Source organism: Rhodococcus sp. NKCM2511 (assembly GCF_014905595.1).
Classification (GTDB): Bacteria; Actinomycetota; Actinomycetes; order Mycobacteriales; family Mycobacteriaceae; genus Rhodococcoides; species Rhodococcoides fascians.
This window is the reverse complement of record NZ_BNHJ02000005.1, coordinates 58,107-76,322: the sequence shown is the minus strand read 5'-3', so window position 1 is coordinate 76,322 and position 18,216 is coordinate 58,107. Positions and strand designations below refer to the sequence as shown.

Annotated in this window: 18 protein-coding genes; 9 read left to right on the top strand and 9 right to left on the bottom strand. The window is 63.7% G+C overall.

Going from position 1 to position 18,216, the window contains the following annotated elements; translation table 11 throughout:
* Positions 1–51 precede the first annotated feature (51 nt).
* Positions 52–675 carry a uracil phosphoribosyltransferase gene (upp, locus tag JLZ96_RS23830; protein WP_201011441.1) on the top strand — a complete coding sequence of 208 codons (624 nt, stop codon included), beginning with the start codon at positions 52–54 and terminating at the stop codon, positions 673–675.
* Between the two features lie 145 nt (positions 676–820).
* On the opposite strand, the gene JLZ96_RS23825 is transcribed toward upp, so the two are convergent.
* Positions 821–1,081, bottom strand: coding sequence for a helix-turn-helix domain-containing protein (locus JLZ96_RS23825; protein WP_201011440.1), 261 nt, complete (start codon positions 1,079–1,081; stop codon positions 821–823).
* 296 nt (positions 1,082–1,377) lie between these two features.
* Here JLZ96_RS23825 and JLZ96_RS23820 point away from each other — a divergent pair, with 296 nt between their 5' ends.
* Both JLZ96_RS23820 and JLZ96_RS23815 read left to right on the top strand, forming a co-directional pair.
* The gene (locus tag JLZ96_RS23820; RefSeq protein ID WP_201011439.1) at positions 1,378–3,123 is read left to right on the top strand and encodes a TerD family protein; all 1,746 of its coding nucleotides are present in this window, start codon (positions 1,378–1,380) and stop codon (positions 3,121–3,123) included.
* A gap of 130 nt (positions 3,124–3,253) precedes the next feature.
* On the top strand, positions 3,254–3,541 hold the full coding sequence (locus JLZ96_RS23815; protein ID WP_057474857.1) for a hypothetical protein: 288 nt from the start codon (positions 3,254–3,256) through the stop codon (positions 3,539–3,541).
* A gap of 2 nt (positions 3,542–3,543) precedes the next feature.
* Here JLZ96_RS23815 and JLZ96_RS23810 read toward each other — a convergent pair whose 3' ends face one another.
* A complete protein-coding gene (locus JLZ96_RS23810; protein ID WP_167325976.1) occupies positions 3,544–5,169 on the bottom strand; it encodes a long-chain fatty acid--CoA ligase in 1,626 nt (541 codons plus the stop codon).
* 106 nt (positions 5,170–5,275) lie between these two features.
* Here JLZ96_RS23810 and JLZ96_RS23805 point away from each other — a divergent pair, with 106 nt between their 5' ends.
* A complete protein-coding gene (locus JLZ96_RS23805) occupies positions 5,276–5,674 on the top strand; it encodes a PPOX class F420-dependent oxidoreductase (protein ID WP_167325977.1) in 399 nt (132 codons plus the stop codon).
* Between the two features lie 7 nt (positions 5,675–5,681).
* On the opposite strand, the gene JLZ96_RS23800 is transcribed toward JLZ96_RS23805, so the two are convergent.
* From JLZ96_RS23800 to JLZ96_RS23785, 4 genes are all read right to left on the bottom strand, one after another.
* Positions 5,682–6,737 carry an alpha/beta hydrolase gene (locus JLZ96_RS23800; RefSeq protein ID WP_201011438.1) on the bottom strand — a complete coding sequence of 352 codons (1,056 nt, stop codon included), beginning with the start codon at positions 6,735–6,737 and terminating at the stop codon, positions 5,682–5,684.
* A 69-nt stretch (positions 6,738–6,806) separates the two neighbouring features.
* Positions 6,807–7,691 (bottom strand): hypothetical protein, encoded by an 885-nt coding sequence (locus JLZ96_RS23795; RefSeq protein ID WP_201011437.1) that lies wholly within the window; start codon positions 7,689–7,691, stop codon positions 6,807–6,809.
* Positions 7,692–7,762: 71 nt separating this feature from the next.
* The gene (locus JLZ96_RS23790; protein WP_201011436.1) at positions 7,763–9,118 is read right to left on the bottom strand and encodes an L-fuculokinase; all 1,356 of its coding nucleotides are present in this window, start codon (positions 9,116–9,118) and stop codon (positions 7,763–7,765) included.
* A gap of 10 nt (positions 9,119–9,128) precedes the next feature.
* On the bottom strand, positions 9,129–10,133 hold the full coding sequence (locus tag JLZ96_RS23785; RefSeq protein ID WP_032384887.1) for a LacI family DNA-binding transcriptional regulator: 1,005 nt from the start codon (positions 10,131–10,133) through the stop codon (positions 9,129–9,131).
* Positions 10,134–10,207: 74 nt separating this feature from the next.
* On the opposite strand from JLZ96_RS23785, the gene JLZ96_RS23780 reads away from it, so the two are divergent.
* On the top strand, positions 10,208–10,780 hold the full coding sequence (locus JLZ96_RS23780) for an AAA family ATPase (RefSeq protein WP_201011435.1): 573 nt from the start codon (positions 10,208–10,210) through the stop codon (positions 10,778–10,780).
* Here the strand turns inward: JLZ96_RS23780 and JLZ96_RS23775 are convergent.
* Together JLZ96_RS23775 and JLZ96_RS23770 are read right to left on the bottom strand one after the other, a co-directional pair.
* Positions 10,773–11,780, bottom strand: coding sequence for a LacI family DNA-binding transcriptional regulator (locus JLZ96_RS23775; protein WP_048319986.1), 1,008 nt, complete (start codon positions 11,778–11,780; stop codon positions 10,773–10,775). The two genes, JLZ96_RS23780 and JLZ96_RS23775, sit on opposite strands and share 8 nt — an antisense overlap.
* A gap of 30 nt (positions 11,781–11,810) precedes the next feature.
* Complete coding sequence (locus JLZ96_RS23770; RefSeq protein ID WP_201011434.1) at positions 11,811–12,533, bottom strand: SDR family oxidoreductase; 723 nt, start codon at positions 12,531–12,533, stop codon at positions 11,811–11,813.
* A 406-nt stretch (positions 12,534–12,939) separates the two neighbouring features.
* Here JLZ96_RS23770 and JLZ96_RS23765 point away from each other — a divergent pair, with 406 nt between their 5' ends.
* The 4 genes from JLZ96_RS23765 (at position 12,940) to JLZ96_RS23750 (ending at position 17,421) form a co-directional block, all read left to right on the top strand.
* Complete coding sequence (locus JLZ96_RS23765) at positions 12,940–13,719, top strand: ATP-binding cassette domain-containing protein (protein ID WP_032364377.1); 780 nt, start codon at positions 12,940–12,942, stop codon at positions 13,717–13,719.
* A complete protein-coding gene (locus tag JLZ96_RS23760; protein ID WP_032364378.1) occupies positions 13,716–14,813 on the top strand; it encodes an ABC transporter permease in 1,098 nt (365 codons plus the stop codon). Before JLZ96_RS23765 ends, JLZ96_RS23760 begins: the two co-directional genes overlap by 4 nt.
* Positions 14,814–14,867: 54 nt before the next feature.
* Positions 14,868–15,839, top strand: a complete 972-nt coding sequence (locus JLZ96_RS23755) for an ABC transporter substrate-binding protein (RefSeq protein ID WP_032364379.1) — start codon at positions 14,868–14,870, stop codon at positions 15,837–15,839.
* Positions 15,840–15,942: 103 nt separating this feature from the next.
* The gene (locus JLZ96_RS23750) at positions 15,943–17,421 is read left to right on the top strand and encodes a mannitol dehydrogenase family protein (protein ID WP_201011433.1); all 1,479 of its coding nucleotides are present in this window, start codon (positions 15,943–15,945) and stop codon (positions 17,419–17,421) included.
* Here the strand turns inward: JLZ96_RS23750 and JLZ96_RS23745 are convergent.
* The gene (locus tag JLZ96_RS23745) at positions 17,409–18,200 is read right to left on the bottom strand and encodes an acyl-CoA thioesterase II (protein ID WP_057474863.1); all 792 of its coding nucleotides are present in this window, start codon (positions 18,198–18,200) and stop codon (positions 17,409–17,411) included. The two genes, JLZ96_RS23750 and JLZ96_RS23745, sit on opposite strands and share 13 nt — an antisense overlap.
* Positions 18,201–18,216: the final 16 nt, after the last annotated feature.

Below are 18,216 nucleotides of genomic sequence, written 5' to 3'. Positions count from 1 at the left end.
AGCGCGAGCCGTGTGGACGGATGGCCGACGAGGGGCCCATAATCTGCGACCATGGATACCCACGTAGTCGACCATCCCTTGACCGCAGCGCTTTTGACGACGATGCGCGACGTGCACAGTGACAACGCGACCTTCCGTTCGGCGCTGCGGCAGCTGACACACACGTTGGTGTACGAGGCTTTGCGTGATGCCCCGGTGGACACCTTCGAGGTCGACACCCCGGTTGCCCGCACCACGGGTGTTCGGTTGGCGAACCCACCTCTGCTCGTGCCGGTTCTGCGGGCCGGGCTGGGCATGGTGGAGCAGGCGAGTGCGCTCATTCCGCGATCCGGTGTGGGATTCATCGGCATGGCACGAGACGAGAAGACACTGCAGCCGGTGCCGTACCTCGAGTCTCTCCCCGCAGATCTCGCCGGCACACCGGTGTTCGTTCTCGACCCGATGTTGGCCACGGGCGGGTCCATGACCGCGACGATCGACTTGCTCGTCGCTCGCGGGGCAACCGAGGTGGTGGTCGTGTGCGTCGTCGTGACCCCCGAAGGCATTGCTGCGCTGGAGAAGTCAGAACATCCCGTCCGCGTGGTCTGTGCCGCCGTCGACGATGAGCTCAACGATCAGGGCATCATCGTGCCCGGACTGGGGGATGCGGGAGACCGTCAATTCGGGCCTCGGTGACGAGCCGGCGCAGAGGAGTCGTCGAGGTCAGTGCTGTCGTATCGAAACATCATGTCGTTTCCCGAGCGGGTCAGTTGATCGCGAAGAAGAGGTCTTCCCCAGTAGGCATCGGCTGCATCGAACTCTCGTAGCTCGAATGCTTGAATCATGTCGGATCCAGCGGCGGCACAAACGATCCGGCGCGCGTGAGCAGTGCGATATCGCACCCCAGAGCATCCGCGACCGCGATCACGCTGTCGAGCTGCACTGTGTTCTTTCCTCCTTCGAGTGCTTGAACGGTGGAACGACCCACCCCGGCGAGCAACGCCAACTCGGCTTGGGTCATGCGCAACTGATGGCGACGCGCGACGAACGTTTCGGCCAGTTCTCCCGAGTGCTTACGGGCTCGTCGTCGCGGTTCCGCCATCATCGCTCCTTGTGCTTGCCCTGGCATGCATATTGGAACTTCCCCGAAGGTTCTGCCGACAATGAGCCCCTATGCCTGCTTCAGCAGGCAGAAAATGTGGAAACGTCGTCTCGCAGGGGGAGGGCTCGCTATGCGTGCGTTGGCAAGCGCACTGATGGTCCGAGGTACGCCAATGTGCTGTGGAACGGCCGTCGGTGGCCAGGAACCGTAGGTGTTGGCCCGAAGTCGACTCGCGTGCAGCATCTCGTGCGGCATAGTGGCCTCCATTGTCCGATGCGGTCGAAAGCGGTAATCCTGTGAAGAATTCGGTTAAAACCGGCAGCGACAAATGGGTCGTCGTCGATGTCGAGACCTCGGGTCTGAAGGCATCCCGTGATCGAGTGCTCAGTGTGGCCGCTCTGACGGTCGACGAGGACGGACGTGTCGGACGCGAACTGTCGACTCTGGTCAACCCGGGTTGCGATCCTGGCCCGGTGCACATTCACAAACTGACGCCCGAACGGCTTGCCGGTGCGCCGACGTTCGACATGATCGCTCCGCAACTCATGGATCTGCTGGATGGTCGAACTTTGGTCGCGCACAACGCGAGTTTCGATCACGGGTTCTTGAAGCTCGAATCGATGCGTGCGGGCATCGACATGCCGACGAAGCAACGGTTGTGCACCGTGGCATTGTCGAGGCGACTACAACTCGATACTCCCAACCACAAGCTGTCCACCCTGGCCGCGCACTGGAAAGTGCTGCAGTCCAATGCGCACGACGCCTACGACGATGCCCTAGTGCTGGCGCAGGTGTTCACCCACAGCGCTCGGCTGGCCAGGTCGCTCGAACTTCCCCTTCCAGTCGTCACGTGCACCGAGCGTCTGACGCTGTATCCGGATACCGTTCCTCGCTCACATTGCGCGTGGGAGAACCCAGGTCCACTTGCCGAGGACGGCGGTCTCGTTCAGGGCATGCGAGTCGTGATCAGCGGCGACACGCGAATCCCGCGATTGCGCTTGGCCGCTCAGCTCACGGAAGCCGGACTGGACGTGATGAATTCCGTCAGTCGATTCACGAGTGTGGTGGTGTGTTCGGATCCCACAACGGAAAGCGGAAAAGTCGAAAGGGCGCGCGCCCATGGCCTTCGCATCATCTCGGAGTCGGAATTGCTCGACTTGCTCCGGAATGTGCAGCCAGGAACGCCGAAAGGTATTCGGCCGCAGACCCAGCCGAAACCAGCCGAGCAGCAGCCCGATCCAGTCGTCAAGCCCTGGCAGACAAGAAGGGTCTTGGTCATGGGCGGTTCGCACGCCGAGTCGGTACTCATGCGGTCGCGCCTGATCCAACTCGGTGCGACACCGGCTGTGAATCTCAGCGCCGGCGTGACCGACATCCTGATCTTGGACGGCGGCGATGGAGACCCGCGGATGCCGAAAGTGAAGGAACGGGATCTCACGTTGCTGACACCGGCAGCGATCGACCGAGAACTGAAGATCGAAGTTCCCGCGCCGCTCCCTGCTCGGCGGTCCCGAATCGCTCCGTTGGTGCCACGGGGTGGCGTCGTCGACCTCGACCCTGATCAGGCAGTGCTGACGGTCAACAGTTCCTGGCGTGCCGACGCCTCCGATCGGGTCGGTGTAGATGTAGTCGCGTTCTTGCTGTCCGCCGATGAATTGGTCGCCAGTGACGAGGATTTCGTGTTCTACAACGCTCCGGTCACCTCGGACGGTGCCGTCTCGATGTCGATCGATGGTGACAGCGAACAGGGTGTGCGGATCGACCTTTCGCTCGTTCCCGAGGATTGCGTACGTATCACCGTCGCCGCAGCAATCGACGGTGACCACACATTCGGTGACCTAGGCGCGGTATCGGTGTCGCTCGATGGACTCGATTCGGCGGTCGCGACAGCGGTGCTGGATGCCGCGACCACGGAACGATCGATGCTGCTCGCAGAGATCTACCGCCGCGGGAGTGGCTGGCGCTTCCGGCCGATCGGTCAGGGCTACGACGACGGATTGGCAGAATTGGCGGTGCGGTTCGGCGTGGAGGTCGATGAGTAGCCGCGCTGCGTCGCGTCGACCGGTAACGCGAGTCGGCCGTCGAGCGACGTCACCAATGAACGGATCGAGTCGGTGGCCGGACCACGGCCGGCGACGTTGTGCAGGACGTGCCGCCACGAAAGGCCCTCGAATGAACCGCATCAGCCGACGTATTGCCGTATTGACCGGACTTCTGGCGCTTCCGCTCGCCGCCGGTGCCACGATGGGAGTTGCAACCGCCAGTGCCGACGAATGGCATTACGGCCCTGTCTATCGCGCCGAGCAGTCCGGGGAAGGCGCGCAATACTTTTGCAACAAGGCGCTGTCACTCGAGAAGGCGTCGCAGTCGTACATCGTGGTGCCGTGCACCAACGTCGAGAACACCGATACCTGGTACCGAATCGTGGTGAACCCCTACAACTGGGGTTGGAGCGGATAGCCCTACACCAGTTCGATGACCTCCAACGCACCGTCGGCGTGGGAACTCCGCAGCCTTTTCTTGTCGTATTTGCCGACGCTCGTTTTCGGGACCTCGTCGATGAAGGTCCATCGTTCCGGCAACTGCCAATGCGCGACGCGGCTGTCGAGGAACTCTTTCAGTTCTTCGGCCGTCACCGACGCACCCTCGCGCACGACGACAGCGACCAGTGGCCGTTCGTCCCACTTCGGGTCGGGCACACCGATGACCGCGGCCTCACGAACAGCCGGATGTCCCATCACCTGGTTCTCGAGTTCCACCGACGAGATCCATTCACCGCCGGACTTGATGATGTCCTTGGATCGATCGGTGAGCCGGAGGTAGCCGTTCTCGGAGATGGTGCCCACGTCACCGGTTCGCAGCCAACCGTCGTCGAACTTGTCGTCCGCGTCGGCGCGGTAGTAGCTGCCGGTGATCCACGGCCCGCGCACCTCGAGCTCGCCGACGGTCTTCCCGTCCCACGGCAGGACCGTTCCGGCGTCGTCGACGAGTCGTGCCCGAACGCCGGCAACGAATCTGCCTTGTGTGCAACGCAAGTCGAACTCGTCCTCTGGCGACAGTCCCGCGTCGGGCCTACCGGAGGTGCCGAGCGGTGACGTCTCGGTCATGCCCCATGCCTGCGAGATGTGGACGCCGTACTTCTCGTGGAAGGCTTTCATCAGACTCGGCGGGCATGCGGCACCACCGACCACCACATCACGCAGACTCGACAGATCCGCCGGATGCTCGTCCAGATGAGCGAGCAGGGCCTGCCAGATCGTCGGGACAGCAGCCGCCGCCGTCGGACGAAGCGTCGACATCATCTCTGCCAACGGAGCCGGCTGCAGAAACCTGTCGGGCATGATCAGTGACGCACCGACCATCAGCGCCGCATACGGGAGCCCCCACGACATCGCGTGGAACATCGGCACGATGGCCAACACCTTGTCGGACTGCGCAATTGCCATCGCGTCGGTCATGCACGCCTGCATCGAATGCAGGTAGATCGAGCGATGCGAGTACACGACCCCTTTGGGATCACCGGTGGTGCCCGATGTGTAACACATTGCGGCAGCTGATCGTTCGTCGAGTTCGGGCCAATCGAACTCCTCCGGGCTGCCCGCCAGCAGGTCCTCGTAGCCGAGCACCTCGATACCGTCGGGTGCAGTGACCTGTGTCGGATCGACCCCGACGACCACGAGATGTCGCACGGTCTCGAACGTCGGCAGCAACGGCGTCAGCAGGGGGAGCAGACTGGCGTCGGCAATGATCACTTGATCTTCTGCGTGGTTGACGATGTAGGTGAGCTGCTCGGGGAAGAGTCGGATGTTCAGAGTGTGCAGCACTGCGCCCATCGCCGGAATCGCCATGTAGGCCTCCATGTGCGGGGCGTTGTTCCACATGAACGTCGCGACTCGTTGATCGTCGTCGATCCCTATCGACCGCAGGCCGTGAGCCAATTGTGCTGCTCGCCTGCCCAACTCCCCGAATGTCACCGTGGTGGGGCCGGTGTCGGTCCACGTGGTGATCTCGGCCGAGGAGTGGATGGACGTCCCGAATCGAACCAGCTGGCCGATGGACAGTGGGGTGTCCTGCATGGTGCTCTTCACGACGATCTCGCTTTCGATGTCCCGGCGCGGCTGCACGTCGTTGTGCTCCGCGTCACAACATGCACACTACGGACTCGACGCGAGGAGGGTGCGTAACTTGGTACTCATGGCCACTACTTCGAATGACGCTCGTGCCCTCGGCGACGAGGCATTCGTTTCGCTCACCACCTTCCGTCGATCCGGTGCGCCGGTATCGACGCCGGTGTGGATCGCCCGAGACGGCGACAACCTGGTCGTCATCACTCCCGCGGACAGCGGCAAGGTCAAGCGCATCAGGAACTCCGATCGCGTGGAGCTCCGCCCGTGCAGTCGGCGCGGATCGGTGCCCGATGACGCTGTGGCGGTGACCGGCTCGGCAACCATCGTCACCGGAGACGCCGCCTCGAGACCGACATCGGTACTGAAGAAGAAATACGGCATCGAATACCGCATCGTCATGCTCGTCGAACTGATCATTGCTCGACGCCGCAAGCCGCGGGTGATTCTGTCGATCACCACCGGCTGAGGTCTAGCTACTTCAGGGCCGCGTCTACCGCCGCAACGATGTCGACCCAGATCTCTGACGTGGGATCGACGACGGCGAAGTGCCCGCCCGGTCCTTCGACCGAAGCAACGGAATCGGAACTCGCGGATGCGGCAGCGTAGTACGCGCGGCTGATCTCGAGGAGATTGGGATCGTCGGCCACTGCGGACACCACCAGCTGTGGAACGCCGAGGGGCAGTCGAGACATCGGTGACGACTCCTCGTAGATGCGCTGGGCCTCGCCATAGCGGGCACCGATGGCGTTCGATACCGCACCTTCCCCGAGCCACCGCTCGTCGCCGACTTTCAGGTCGAGCACCCCGGCCAGACTCACCGCCAGGGCAGGGGCCACTCGTTCGCCGACAGAATCGGCCGCAAGTCGCAGGGCCAGTTGGCCTCCCGCGGAATGACCCATCAGGACGATTCGAGACAGATCCAGCGAGGCGGGTGCCGTCTCCAGCGCGGCGAGAGCAGCCGCGACATCTTCGGTAGTCGCATCCCACCCGTGTTCGTCGGGTCGGCGGTATTTGACATTCCAGGTGGCGTAGCCGCGTGCGGTCAGATCGACCGCCATCGCATCCATCAGGTCGAATTCCCACCTCGAACGCCAGTATCCGCCGTGAATCAGTACGGCGACGGGGAACGGGCCATCGCCTTCGGGCACCCGCAGTTCGACGCGTTGCTCGGGGTGATCTCCGTACGTCACGATCGTGCCGGGGTGGAAGCGATGGAAGTAGACACTGTCGATCGCGAACCGGAGACCGTCGAGACCGCGGCCCCGGATATGTGCGCGAATACCCTCGGACCTATCAGGTGCGCACTGGCCGAAGTCGACGCGAACAACGCTGCTGTACAACGACGAATCGACCTGCGCTCCATCGCCGGGAACGACGACGACCTCGCCGGAACCGGTTGCAGCGTCGACAATTCCGCCCGACAGACCGCGGGCGGACAGGGCCCGTGCGACCAGCTCCTGTGCGGTCTGCAGATCGGCGAACACCCCGGGCGCGGCAACGATATCGATGTGCTTCGAGTCTTCCGTCATGGGTTCACGCTACCCAGAGGGCGTCGACCGAGCCCGCGTTGGCGCACGGGCTCGGTCGAAAAACGCCGATCAGGCGTCGACGGCCGCGTTCAGCTCACGCAGTCGGGGGAGTGCGCGGTTGGTGAGCAGATCCTCGCGGGTGTCGGCAGAGACAGCCATGCTGTCCTTCCACAGGGACCGGCCTGCCATCGCTCCCCGTGCACCGTTGGCGACGGCGATGCGGACCTGTTCGATGAACGTCTCGTGGTCGACGCCCGCCGACAGCACGGCCCACGGAACACCCTGTGCCGCTTCGGTAACGGCAGCGCAGGCCTCGGCAGAACCGGGGTAGGGGAGCTTGAGCACCTTGGCACCGCACTCGACCGAAATGCGTGTGGAGTCGGCAATGATCTTTCCGAAGCCGGCCTTGTAGTCCTCGTCCGACTCGCCTTCGAGCTGGTAGGTCAAGATCTCGACGATGAGCAGCAGACCCTCGGCCGAGCAGGCCTTGACGAGGTCGCGGATCTCCTCGGCAACACGGGAATCGACGCCCTGCTGCTCGGGGCGCATGTAGAACAGCATCTTGGCGACGTCGCCGCCGAGATCACGCACGACGCGCGGGGTCACGCCGTCGACGAAACGGGTGTAGCGCAGACCGTCGGTCTCCTCGAAGCCCGACGCATCCATGCCGACCACCAAAGCGGTGCCCCGCGAGAGCACACCGTCGTCGACGATCTTCGGCAGTGCCACCTCCGGGTCCAGCAGGATCGCCGGCGCGTGATTGCCGAGGTAGCGAACAAGGTCGGCCTTGGCCTCGGCGAGCTGCTCGACGGTGATCGAGCCCGGCCCGTCGACGGCGTCCTTCATGACGGCCTTCATGCCGTTGCGCTGATCGCCAGCGACGATGAGCATGTTGCCGCTTTCGGTGGAGATAGCAGCCATTCCGCGACGTTCGAGGGTGGTGAGTTCGTTCATCTTCTTCTCCTGGTGGGGTGTTGGGGTCGAGCGCAGCAGAGACAACGTTGTCTCACTGCAGAAATGTGGGCTCAGATTTCTATGAGCGTCAGTAGTCTTGCCGCGAACAGTGCTGCGCCGTAGGCAGTGTCCTGGGATCTGGTCGAGACCGAGACATTGGGCAGCACCTGAGCCCGGGCATCTCGTACGCTGGCCATGCCGGCCCAGCCGCCGGTGAGCAATGTCGTCCTGGCGGGCGGCACCTCGGCGTCGAGTGCCTCGATAAGGCGAGCCACTTCGTCGTTGCCGTGCAACAGAATCGAGCGGAACAGCTCGGCCGAATCGATTCCGTCGGTACGGACCGTGATGGACAGAACGCCGTCGTCGTTGCGGGCGCCGGCGATGTCGATACCGCCGTCGGTGAACGGTCCACCTGGAGGCAGTGCGCACACTCGCTGGTCCAGTAGGTCGCGACCGGCACGATCGCCGATGTCGCACAGCTGCAACGCTCGTCGCATCAGCAAGCCGGTCTTCACTCCCGCGACGAGTACATGTTGGCCCGGAACCACGTGGCGCACCGAGTTGATGAGGTGCTCGGCCAGCCTGCTCCGCGCGTCGGTCGTCAATGGAGTGTCGAGCACACGCAGTAGAACCTCGGCAGTGCCCATCGACACGTGGTATCGGTCGGGCGGGATAGCTCCGCCGGACACCGCGGAGACGAGATGATCGTGACCGGCGACGGTCAATCGAGCTCCGGCAATTGTCTCGGGAAGTGTTGATGCGTCGGCAGTTCCGAGATCGGTTCCGGCGTCGACCAGTGGTGGCATGAAGTCGGTGCCGACACCCAAGTGCGCCAGCATCTCCGACCACGGCTCGCCGCTGTCCTGATCGAGTAGTCCGGTGCGCGAACTCAGTGAGTAATCGGCCACGGCACGACCGCCGAGGGACAGGACGACGAACTCCGGCAGATTGAACCAGCGAAGCCCGTCGAGGCTCAGTCCGTTGTCTCGTAGGTGGGCGATCTTGACGACGGAGACCTGAACGCCGACGGGAAGTCCGGTCTTGCCGGCGAACTGATCGCGCAATTCGGCCGGCAGGTTGTCGACCTGCTGCTGACCACGCGGATCGAACCACGCGAAGGCCGGTGCCCGGACAACGTTGTCTTCATCGAGAAGAAAGCCCGTCTCACCCATCCCGGACACCGCGATGGCGTCGATCCGGGCGGCTGGGTCACCGGTTGCCTCGGGCAGTCGGCGAGCGACCGCATCGAGTAGGTGCCCGATGGTGGACAACAGATCCTCGGCGGCCAGGTCGGTGGTTCCGCCCGGTCCGTGCCGCCACGGTGTGGGACTCTGCTCGATGAGCAGCTCGGTGCCTGCATCGTCGGTGACGAGTACTTTGACGCCGGTGCTCCCGAGGTCCAGTCCCGCAACAAGTCTGGGGTTCACGGAGTAGTTCTCATTTCTCTACGGGTAGGGGGAGTGCGTGTGAAAGTCGTTCCACGAGAGTGGTCGGCGCTATCTGCTGCTCGGGTTCGAGATAGGGATCGTCGAACCGCTGCACCAGGCGGTCGAATGCGAGGGTGCCGATGCGATACGGGTCTTGGTCGATACAGGTCACCGACGGGCTGACGGCATCGGCGAGCGAGAAATTGCCGAACGACACCATGGCTACGTCGGTGCGACCGATCTCGTGCAGAACCGACACCACGGCGGTCGCGTGTCGTGCGTTGGCGACGAAGAACGCAGTCGGTGGATTGCGCTGCGCCAGTAGCGTCTTCACTACAGGCCGCACCGAATCTGCGGCGTGGGATACCGGAGGGGCGAGCGCGGCTTCCGGCTCTTGGCCGAGATCGGCGAGAACGTCGAGATACGCCTGCCTGCGCAACTGCGCGGTCTGCAGGCGATCGTCGAAGCCGAGCAGAGCAATTCGCGTGTGCCCGCTTGCCACCAACTTCTCGACGGCTCGCTTGGCGGCACCGTAATCGTCCACGATGACAGAATCGAAACCGGCGATCGAGCGGTCGATGGTAACGGTGGGCAGTGTGCGACGCCGAGGTACGAGGAAGTCACTGTGGTCGCCTACCGGCGCGAGGATGATGCCCCGCACGTGTTGTCCGGCCAGGAGGGCCAGCTGATCCCGTTCGCGCTGGGCATCGAAGCCGGTGCTGCCGACGATGACGGCGAGCCCGTGTTCGAGTGCGCGATCTTCGACGGCACTGACCAGTGATGCGAAGAAGACGTCGTCGATGGAGTCGACGACGATCCCGATGGTGTTGCCCGACCCCGATTTCAGCGACCTGGCGGCGGAGTTCGGAACGTAGTTCAGTGTCTGCACCGCAGCCTCGACCCGCTCGCGCAGCTCCGGCAGGACCGTATCCACGCCGTTGACGACGCGTGAGACGGTCTTGAAGCTGACGCCCGCCAAGGCGGCGACGTCTTTGATGCTGGCGCGCTCGGTCACGTGAACTCTCGATCGGAGGAAGTGTGTCGCTGTAGCACGTATGCGAGACAACGTTGTCTTGTATGATTCCCGCTATGCCTCATGTCTGTCAAGACGTCCTCGGAACCGAACGGGAATCCCTGCCGGTCCTGGTGGTTGCAGGCGCGGCGGGGAGTGGCAAAACGACGCTGGGTAGGGAGCTGGCGCGCCGTCTCGGTACTGCTCTGCTCGACCTGGACACCCTCACCAATCCGCTACTGGACGAACTGGATTCGCTGATCGAAGGCCCGCACTGGAACAGTGCCGGTCCCCATTCGGAGCGGATTCGCGCCGGGCGCTACGCCGTGGTGCGCGCCGCTGCCCGGGATCTCGTACAACTCGGTCAGCGGCCCGTCCTCGTTGCGCCCTTCACCCGCGAGTTGACCGGTGCGCCCGAATGGGCGCTACTGGTGAACGAATTGTCCCCTGCTGCAACGAAGGTGATCCACGTCGACGGATCGCCGGAACTCCTGGCGCGACGCCGGGCCGCTCGTGGGGCGGATCGCGATGCCCACCGGCCGGTGGATCCGCCCGCTCGGACGCCGCGCATTCCGCACCTACGCGTCGACGCCGAACTGACGACCGCGCAGCAAGCCGATCTCGTGGCCCGAGAACTCGGGCTCAGCTGATGGTGTGAGTGGTTCCGGGAGTGCAGGATTCGCGCTCGATCAGCTCGACGCCGAGGATGTTGCGCCGTTTGTAACGGCGCCCGGGATTTTCGATTCGACCCAGCAGTCGTTCGATGGCCAGATGGCCGAGTCGAGCCGGGTTCTGATCGATCACCGTCACCGGTGGCATCACTGCATCGGCGAGGGGAAAGTCGCCGAATCCGACGAACGCCAGATGCAGCAAGTTCATCTGCTGTAGAACAGGCACGCAGGCCATTGCCACTCGCGCGTTCGACAGGAACAGTGCAGTAGGGGGACTGTCGAGTGCGGTCAAGTCGGTCAGTGCCACACGGGCGTCCTCGCGGTCCAGCACACCCAGAGCGACGAGAGCCTCGTCGAACTCGATTCCCCGGTCCTGCAACGACTCTCGATAACCGGCCAAGCGATTGCGGCTTGTCGGAATCCCCGCACTGTCGCCGATCACGGCGATGCGGGTATGACCCAGATCGAGAAGATGATCGGTGGCCAACACCGCCCCGCCGTGATCGTCGTCGACGAAGCTGTCGGCTTTGAGGCCGTCGGGTGCGCGGTCGACGAACACCGTCGGAGTCTTGTCGATCCAGCGCTCCAGATATGCGTGGTCCGCACCCGTCGGCGCGATGATCAAGCCGCTCAACTGCCTACGCAGCAGCGACTCCACCAACGCCTGTTCCTGATCTCCGTCGTGACCGAGGCTGGTGACGAGAACTGCCATGTCGTCCTGGCGGGCCCGTTCCTCCACTGCGCGTGCGATGGAGGAGAAGAAGGGGTCGTCGATGTCCGGTACGGCGACACCGATGGCCGCCGTCTGGCCGTTGCGAAAGGAGGTCGCCATCGTGTTCGGCACATAGTTGAGCGACTCGAGCGCTTCGGCAACGCGGGCACGAGTATCGGGATCGACGTGCGGGTCGTTGTTGTACACCCGTGAGACGGTCTTGGCACTGACCTTGGCCAGCGCCGCGACGTCTTGCATGGTGGTCATGATCTACCCCGTCTGCTCGTCCTCGTCCCGTCAGCGACTGGTGTAGCCGCCGTCCACCGGCAACGACACTCCGGTCACCATGGAAGCATCATCGCTCAGCAAGAAGGCAATCGGCGCGGCAATCTCGTCTTCGGTGGCCCAGCGTCCCAGCGGCATCTGCGCCAGGAACGGCTCCTCGATCTCCGGGCGACCCCAGTAGAACGCGGACATCTCCGTCATGACGACCGTCGGGTTCACACCGTTCACGCGGATGCCGTGGCGGCCGAGTTCGAGTGCGGAGACCCGAGTGATGTTGTCCAAGGCTGCTTTCGAGGATCCGTAGGAGATGTGTCCGGTCAGAGCGACGAGACTGGCCTGGCTCGAGACGTTGACGATGGCTCCGGTGCCCGCGGCGATCATGGCGGGGACGGTGTACTTGATGACCAACAGTGCGCCGCGTGCATTGATGGCGATGACCTTGTCGAAGACCGAGATGTCGGTGTCCTGAGGCGTGGCGATCTCGCCGCCGAATCCGGCGCAGTTGACGACGCCGTACAGCTCGAGGCCGGCGACGGCGTCGCGAACACTGTCCTCGGACGTCAGATCGAACGCGAGGGGCGTTGCCCCGGTTTCGTCGGCCAGCTTGTCGAGCGCGTCCACCGACTGGCCCGCCGCGACGACGTCGGCACCGTCGGCCACCAAGCGCCGAACTGTTGCCGAGCCGATGCCTCCGCTGGCACCTGTCACCAAGATCTTGCGGCCGTCGAACTTCATGGGGGTCTACCTTCACTGTTCCGAGTGGTCATGTCATCGGTGTCATCCGTCCCGGAGTGGACGCGTATGTCATCGGTGTCATGGACGGTACCGTAGCGCGTCGTTCCCGTCGCGAAAACGGTGTAGATCGTCCATTTGTCCAGTTCAGAGACGGTACTCCGTGGTCGGATATAGGCCTCGTGCTGCGGCGGAATGACTGCCGGGCCGACAGGCCATGTCACCGGTGACATGAATTTTCGCGAAACACGTGACAATGCGAGTTGTGTGGGTCACACTCGTTAACACAGCGAGCCCCGCAGGGAGCTCGACATGCCGCGCAGGCCCAGTTCTCGAACCGTGCTGCACCGGCGTCGGTGTGGGCGTCCTGTCCCACACCCGAACGTTTCCATTCGACCGAGGAGTACCCATGGCCACCGTTGCACCTGCTGCGACACCGATCCTCGAAGCGAGGGGATTGTCGAGGAGCTTCGGAAACGTGCGCGCCCTCGACGATGCAGACTTCGACATCTACCCGGGTGAGGTCGTCGCCCTCATCGGCGACAACGGCGCAGGCAAGTCCACGATGGTCAAGGCTCTTTCGGGCAGCCTGGCCGTCGACACCGGAGAGATCCTGTTCGACGGCACAGCAGTCGATCTCGACAGTCCGACGGTGGCAGCAGAGCTCGGAATCGAAACGGTGTTCCAGGATCTCGCGCTCGCTCCGCATCTCAACGCGCAACAGAACATGTTTCTCGGACGCGAACTGCCGGCCAAGGGGCCGCTCGGCCGCCTCGGTTTCCTCGACGTCTCCACGATGCGCAAGCAATCACAGGATGCGCTCGACGAACTCGGTGCCACCGTCCGCAGCCTCACCGTCCCGGTGGGATCGATGTCCGGCGGCCAGCAACAGGCCATCGCCATCGCGCGTGCCGTCGCCTGGGCCAAGGGCGTCGTCTTTCTCGACGAACCGACCGCCGCCCTCGGTGTGGTGCAGACGCGCAACGTCCTCGACACCATCCGTCGGGTCGCGGACAGGGGAGTGGCCGTGGTGTTCATCAGCCACTCCATGCCGCACGTGATGGAAGTAGCCGACCGCGTCCAGGTGCTGCGGATGGGCAAGCGCGTGGCCACCCTCGACGCCAAGAACACGACCATGGAAGAACTCGTCGGCGCGATGACCGGCGCAACCACCGGAGCAACACGATGAGCAACCAGACCATCTCCCCATCGCTCGAGCCGCTGCCTCCCGGCGACAGGCCGTCACGGCACACGTTCGATCTCGTCGAGTCGCTCGGAAAGCTGGCGCGAGTCCAGGTTTTTCAGATCGTGCTCGTGCTGGCGGCGATCTGCCTGGTGTTCTCGATCATGGCCCCCGGCAGCTTCCCCGAATGGGGCAACATCCGGCAGATCATCCAGAACGTCTCCATCCTGGCCGTCCTCGGTATCGGCATGACGTTCGTGATCGTCACCAGCGGCATCGACCTCTCGGTCGGCTCGGTGCTCGTCTTCTCCGGCGTGGTGTCGGCGAAGACGATGGCCGCGATCGGCGGCGACGGCTGGGGAGTGGCGGCCGTCGGCATCGTGGTGGCGCTGGGGTGCGGCTTGTGCTGGGGCCTGCTGAACGGATTTCTGATCGGTAAGGCGAAAGTGCCTCCGCTGATCGTCACACTCGGCACACTGGGCGGGGCGCTCGGTCTGTCGCAGGTCATCACCGGCGGCGTCGACATCCGCGACGTACCACCGGTTCTCGTCGACACGATCGGCTACGGAAACCTGCCTGCCACCACCATCCCGTTGATCTCGAGCATCGCCTTGGTGCTGGTCGTCATCTTCGGAATCGTTCTGCACCGCACCAAGTTCGGCCTCTACACCTTCGCCGTCGGCTCCAAGGAGCAGTCCGCTCGCCGCGTCGGCATCAAGGTGGACATGCATCTGGTCAAGATCTACGCGCTCTCCGGCACCCTCGCCGGATTGGCGGGCATACTGTCGCTGTCTCAGTACGGCACCACCGCGATCGCCGGCCAGTCCCAGACCAACCTCAATGTCATTGCGGCAGTGGTCATCGGTGGAACGAGCCTTTTCGGCGGCATCGGCACCATGTTCGGCACCGTCGTCGGATTGTTCATTCCGGCCGTACTGCAGAACGGCTTCGTCATCGTCGGAGTACAGCCCTTCTGGCAGCAGGTCGCCGTCGGTGCGGTTCTCATCGCCGCGGTGTACTTCGACCAACGTCGACGCGACGCCGCAAGTCGAGGCCAATCGCCCAGCTCCCTCAAGAGACTCTGGTCTCGAAGTCCCTAGCTTCGGACCGGCCCTGAACTCCCTCGCTCGCAACCCCTTACAAGAAAGTCGACCATGATCACATCACGCACCGCCGTCGTTGCACTGAGTGTCGCTTCGGTCTCCGCCATGTTCCTGGCGGGTTGTTCGTCCGACTCCGGAAGCGGTGGCGGCAGCGGCAAGATCGCCTTCATCCAGGGCGTCAGCGGCGACGAGTTCTACATCAGCATGCAGTGCGGAATCGAGGCCGCGGCCAAGGATGCAGGCGTCACCGTCGACACCCAGGGGCCGGTGAAGTTCGACCCGACGCTGCAGAAGCCGATCGTGGATTCGGTTGTGGCATCACGGCCGTCGGCCATTCTCATTGCGCCCACCGACGTCGCCGCCATGCAGGCCCCCCTTGAGGCAGCCTCCAAGGCCGGTATCAAGGTCGTCCTGGTCGACACCACTCTCGAAGATCCGTCCATCGCGGTGTCCTCCATCTCGTCCGACAACAAGGGCGGTGGCGCAGAGGCATTCAGTGCTATCGAGCGGCTCAGCCCGGCAGGCGGCAAGGTACTGGTGATCTCCACCGATCCGGGAGTCTCCACCGCCGACGCCCGAGTGGAGGGCTTCGAGGAAGCCGTCGGAGCGAACTCGGCCTTCGATTACCTGGGCGTGCAGTACAGCCACAACGATCCGGCCGAAGCCGCCCGGCTGGTCTCGGCCGCACTGGCCAAGGACCCCGACATCGTCGGCATCTTCGCTGCCAACACCTTTGCGGCCGAAGGCACCGCAACCGGAGTTCGGCAGGCGGGCAAGCAGGATCAGGTCAAGATTGTCGGCTTCGATGCGGGCCCGGCGCAGGTCAAGCAGCTTCGTGAGGGAACGGTGCAGGCCCTGATCGCTCAGCAGCCCGGCACCATCGGCACCGATGGCGTCGAGCAGGCCATGGCTGCCATCGACGACAAGCCGGTCACCGCCGACATCTCCACCGGTTTCCACGTCATCACCGCCGACAACATCGACGGCGAAGGCGCACAGTACGTCTACAAGTCGTCCTGCTGATTCACCCCTGAACTGCGGTGGTGCTCCTGGTGGCAGAACCTGCCCGGGAGCGCCACCGCTCACCACGTCCGTTTCATCTTCAGCCGACTCGAGGACCGAAGTCATGACCGAGCTTCGTCGCACCACGTTGGAACACCTACCGGCGACCGTCGCGAGGCCCGAGTACGACGCGGACGAACTGCACTGCGGTGTTGTTCATTTCGGTGTCGGTGCGTTTCACCGCGCACATCAAGCGGTCTACTTCGACAGATTGCTCGCGGCCGGGCACCTGGACTGGGCGCTGTGCGGGGTGGGAGTACTGCCCCAGGACAGGAGAATCGGAGACGTCCTCGATGCCCAGGACTACCTCTACACACTGGTGACCGTGGAACCCGACGGCATACGTGACGCCCGAATCGTCGGTTCCGTCGCCGATTTCGTCTTCGCACCCGACGATCCGCAGGCCGTCATCGATGTGCTCAGTTCACCGTCCACGATGATCGTGTCCCTGACCATTACCGAAGGCGGTTACGGCGTCGACGATCTGACGGGAGCGTTCGAGCCCACCGACCCGTCGGTGCTGGCGGATCTCGAGGATCTCTCCATACCGAAGAGCGTCTTCGGTTTTCTGACCGTGGCTCTCGCCACCCGTCGATTCCATGGAGTCCCGCCGTTCACCGTGATGTCGTGCGACAACATCGTCCACAACGGAGCGGTCACTCGCACCGCGCTGACGTCCTTCGCGCGCCACCACGACAGCGACTTGGCCGACTGGATCGATGCTACGACCGCGTTCCCCAATTCGATGGTCGACCGCATCACCCCGGCCACGACGCCCACCGTCATTGAGGATGCTCGACGTGATTTCGGCATCGACGACCGCTGGCCCGTTCAGTCGGAATCGTTCTCGCAGTGGGTACTCGAAGACACCTTCTCGTTCGGGCGGCCACCGTTCGACGAAGTAGGAGTGCAACTCGTCTCCGATGTCGCACCGTACGAGCACATGAAACTTCGGCTGCTCAACGGATCTCACCAGGCCATGAGTTACCTCGGAATCCTGGCCGGGTACACCCACGTTCACGAGGTGATGGCGGATCCGGACATGTGCGAATTCGTCGCGTCGTACATGCGTGCGGAGGCTGCCCCGACGCTCGCGCCGGTGCCGGGGATCGACCTGAATGCCTACATCGAGCAACTGCTGCAACGATTTTCGAGCCTGGCCGTTCGAGACACCCTCGAACGTCAGATCGTCGACGCCTCCGCGCGGATTCCGAAGTTCGTGTTGCCGGTCCTGCGAGATCGGTTGGCGCACGATCGGACCGTCGATCATTGCGCGTTGATACTCGCCGGATGGTGTGGGGTGTACGAGCGTGGGGACGTTCCCATGATCGACGCCGATGCGGAGCGTCTGCAGCGACTGTCGTGGGAGGACCACGACAATCCCGGAGCATTCCTGACCAATCGCGCAGTGTTCGGGGACCTCTCGGTTAGTCCGCGACTACGAGGTGCGTACCAGCGAGCCAAGCGTTCGCTGCAGGACAACGGTGCCAGGGGCGCGGTACGACGACTGCTGGAACAGTCGTCGGTGAGTCACACCTTGTAGTAGACCATCTGGTGACTGGTGGCCAGCAAAACCCCGCCCTCGGTCCACAATTCGGCAGTCTGGTCGAAGTAGCCCTGGTGAAATCGGCGTGCCCGTGCGGTGCCGAGGACGTATCCGTCGGAATGCTGCTCGAGATCCTCGGGCGTAGCGAAGTAATGGGTAGTCAACGAGATCGTCCCAGCCGGAACATACTTGCCGAGCCGCTGGAAGATCCGCGGATAGAACACATCGCTCAGCGAGGTCAGGGCCGCGAAGTCCATTGGCCGCGGTGGTGTATCGCGGATCCACAGAGTTTCGGTCGAGTCAGCGGACTCCTGATCGCTCAGTGCGCCGTGCACGAAACGCATCTCGTAGTTCTGTGCCCACGCGATGGCGTCGGGAAGACCGCCCTGCTTCGTGTCGGCGGGGGAGGGAACGTCAGGGACCGCCGCCTCGATGTTGTCCCAGGTCTCCCGACGCGAACCGAACACCGCGGTCGCGGTCGTCGCCACCGCACCGTTCTGAGTCAGTTCGAGATACCAGTGCTGGTTGCTTCGGTTGGTCCGCACAGGGCGAGCTGAGATCTCGAAATCACCCCCGGCGACAGGACCGGCGAAGTTCACCGTCAACGAGACCGGTGTTCCCTGGCCTTCTGGATGCAGTTCGACGGCCCGGATGAACGTGGCCGCGGTGATGCCACCGAACGGGCCGACCATGTTGTTGTACGACGGCGACGTACGTCCGGCGTACGTGCCCTCGCCGACACTCTCGAGTGCGACTGCTACGTCGAACGGGTGCATTGACTCTCCTACGGCC

Excerpts from the sequence above, each read along its gene's own strand:
- JLZ96_RS23750 (WP_201011433.1), top strand. The coding sequence starts at position 15,943 with ATGACCGAGCTTCGTCGCACCACGTTGGAACACCTACCGGCGACCGTC.
- JLZ96_RS23745 (WP_057474863.1), bottom strand. The coding sequence starts at position 18,200 with ATGCACCCGTTCGACGTAGCAGTCGCACTCGAGAGTGTCGGCGAGGGC.
- JLZ96_RS23780 (WP_201011435.1), top strand. The coding sequence starts at position 10,208 with ATGCCTCATGTCTGTCAAGACGTCCTCGGAACCGAACGGGAATCCCTG.
- JLZ96_RS23805 (WP_167325977.1), top strand. The coding sequence starts at position 5,276 with ATGGCCACTACTTCGAATGACGCTCGTGCCCTCGGCGACGAGGCATTC.
- upp (WP_201011441.1), top strand. The coding sequence starts at position 52 with ATGGATACCCACGTAGTCGACCATCCCTTGACCGCAGCGCTTTTGACG.
- JLZ96_RS23795 (WP_201011437.1), bottom strand. The coding sequence starts at position 7,691 with ATGAACGAACTCACCACCCTCGAACGTCGCGGAATGGCTGCTATCTCC.
- JLZ96_RS23760 (WP_032364378.1), top strand. The coding sequence starts at position 13,716 with ATGAGCAACCAGACCATCTCCCCATCGCTCGAGCCGCTGCCTCCCGGC.
- JLZ96_RS23800 (WP_201011438.1), bottom strand. The coding sequence starts at position 6,737 with ATGACGGAAGACTCGAAGCACATCGATATCGTTGCCGCGCCCGGGGTG.
- JLZ96_RS23775 (WP_048319986.1), bottom strand. The coding sequence starts at position 11,780 with ATGACCACCATGCAAGACGTCGCGGCGCTGGCCAAGGTCAGTGCCAAG.
- JLZ96_RS23815 (WP_057474857.1), top strand. The coding sequence starts at position 3,254 with ATGAACCGCATCAGCCGACGTATTGCCGTATTGACCGGACTTCTGGCG.
- JLZ96_RS23765 (WP_032364377.1), top strand. The coding sequence starts at position 12,940 with ATGGCCACCGTTGCACCTGCTGCGACACCGATCCTCGAAGCGAGGGGA.
- JLZ96_RS23770 (WP_201011434.1), bottom strand. The coding sequence starts at position 12,533 with ATGAAGTTCGACGGCCGCAAGATCTTGGTGACAGGTGCCAGCGGAGGC.
- JLZ96_RS23825 (WP_201011440.1), bottom strand. The coding sequence starts at position 1,081 with ATGGCGGAACCGCGACGACGAGCCCGTAAGCACTCGGGAGAACTGGCC.
- JLZ96_RS23755 (WP_032364379.1), top strand. The coding sequence starts at position 14,868 with ATGATCACATCACGCACCGCCGTCGTTGCACTGAGTGTCGCTTCGGTC.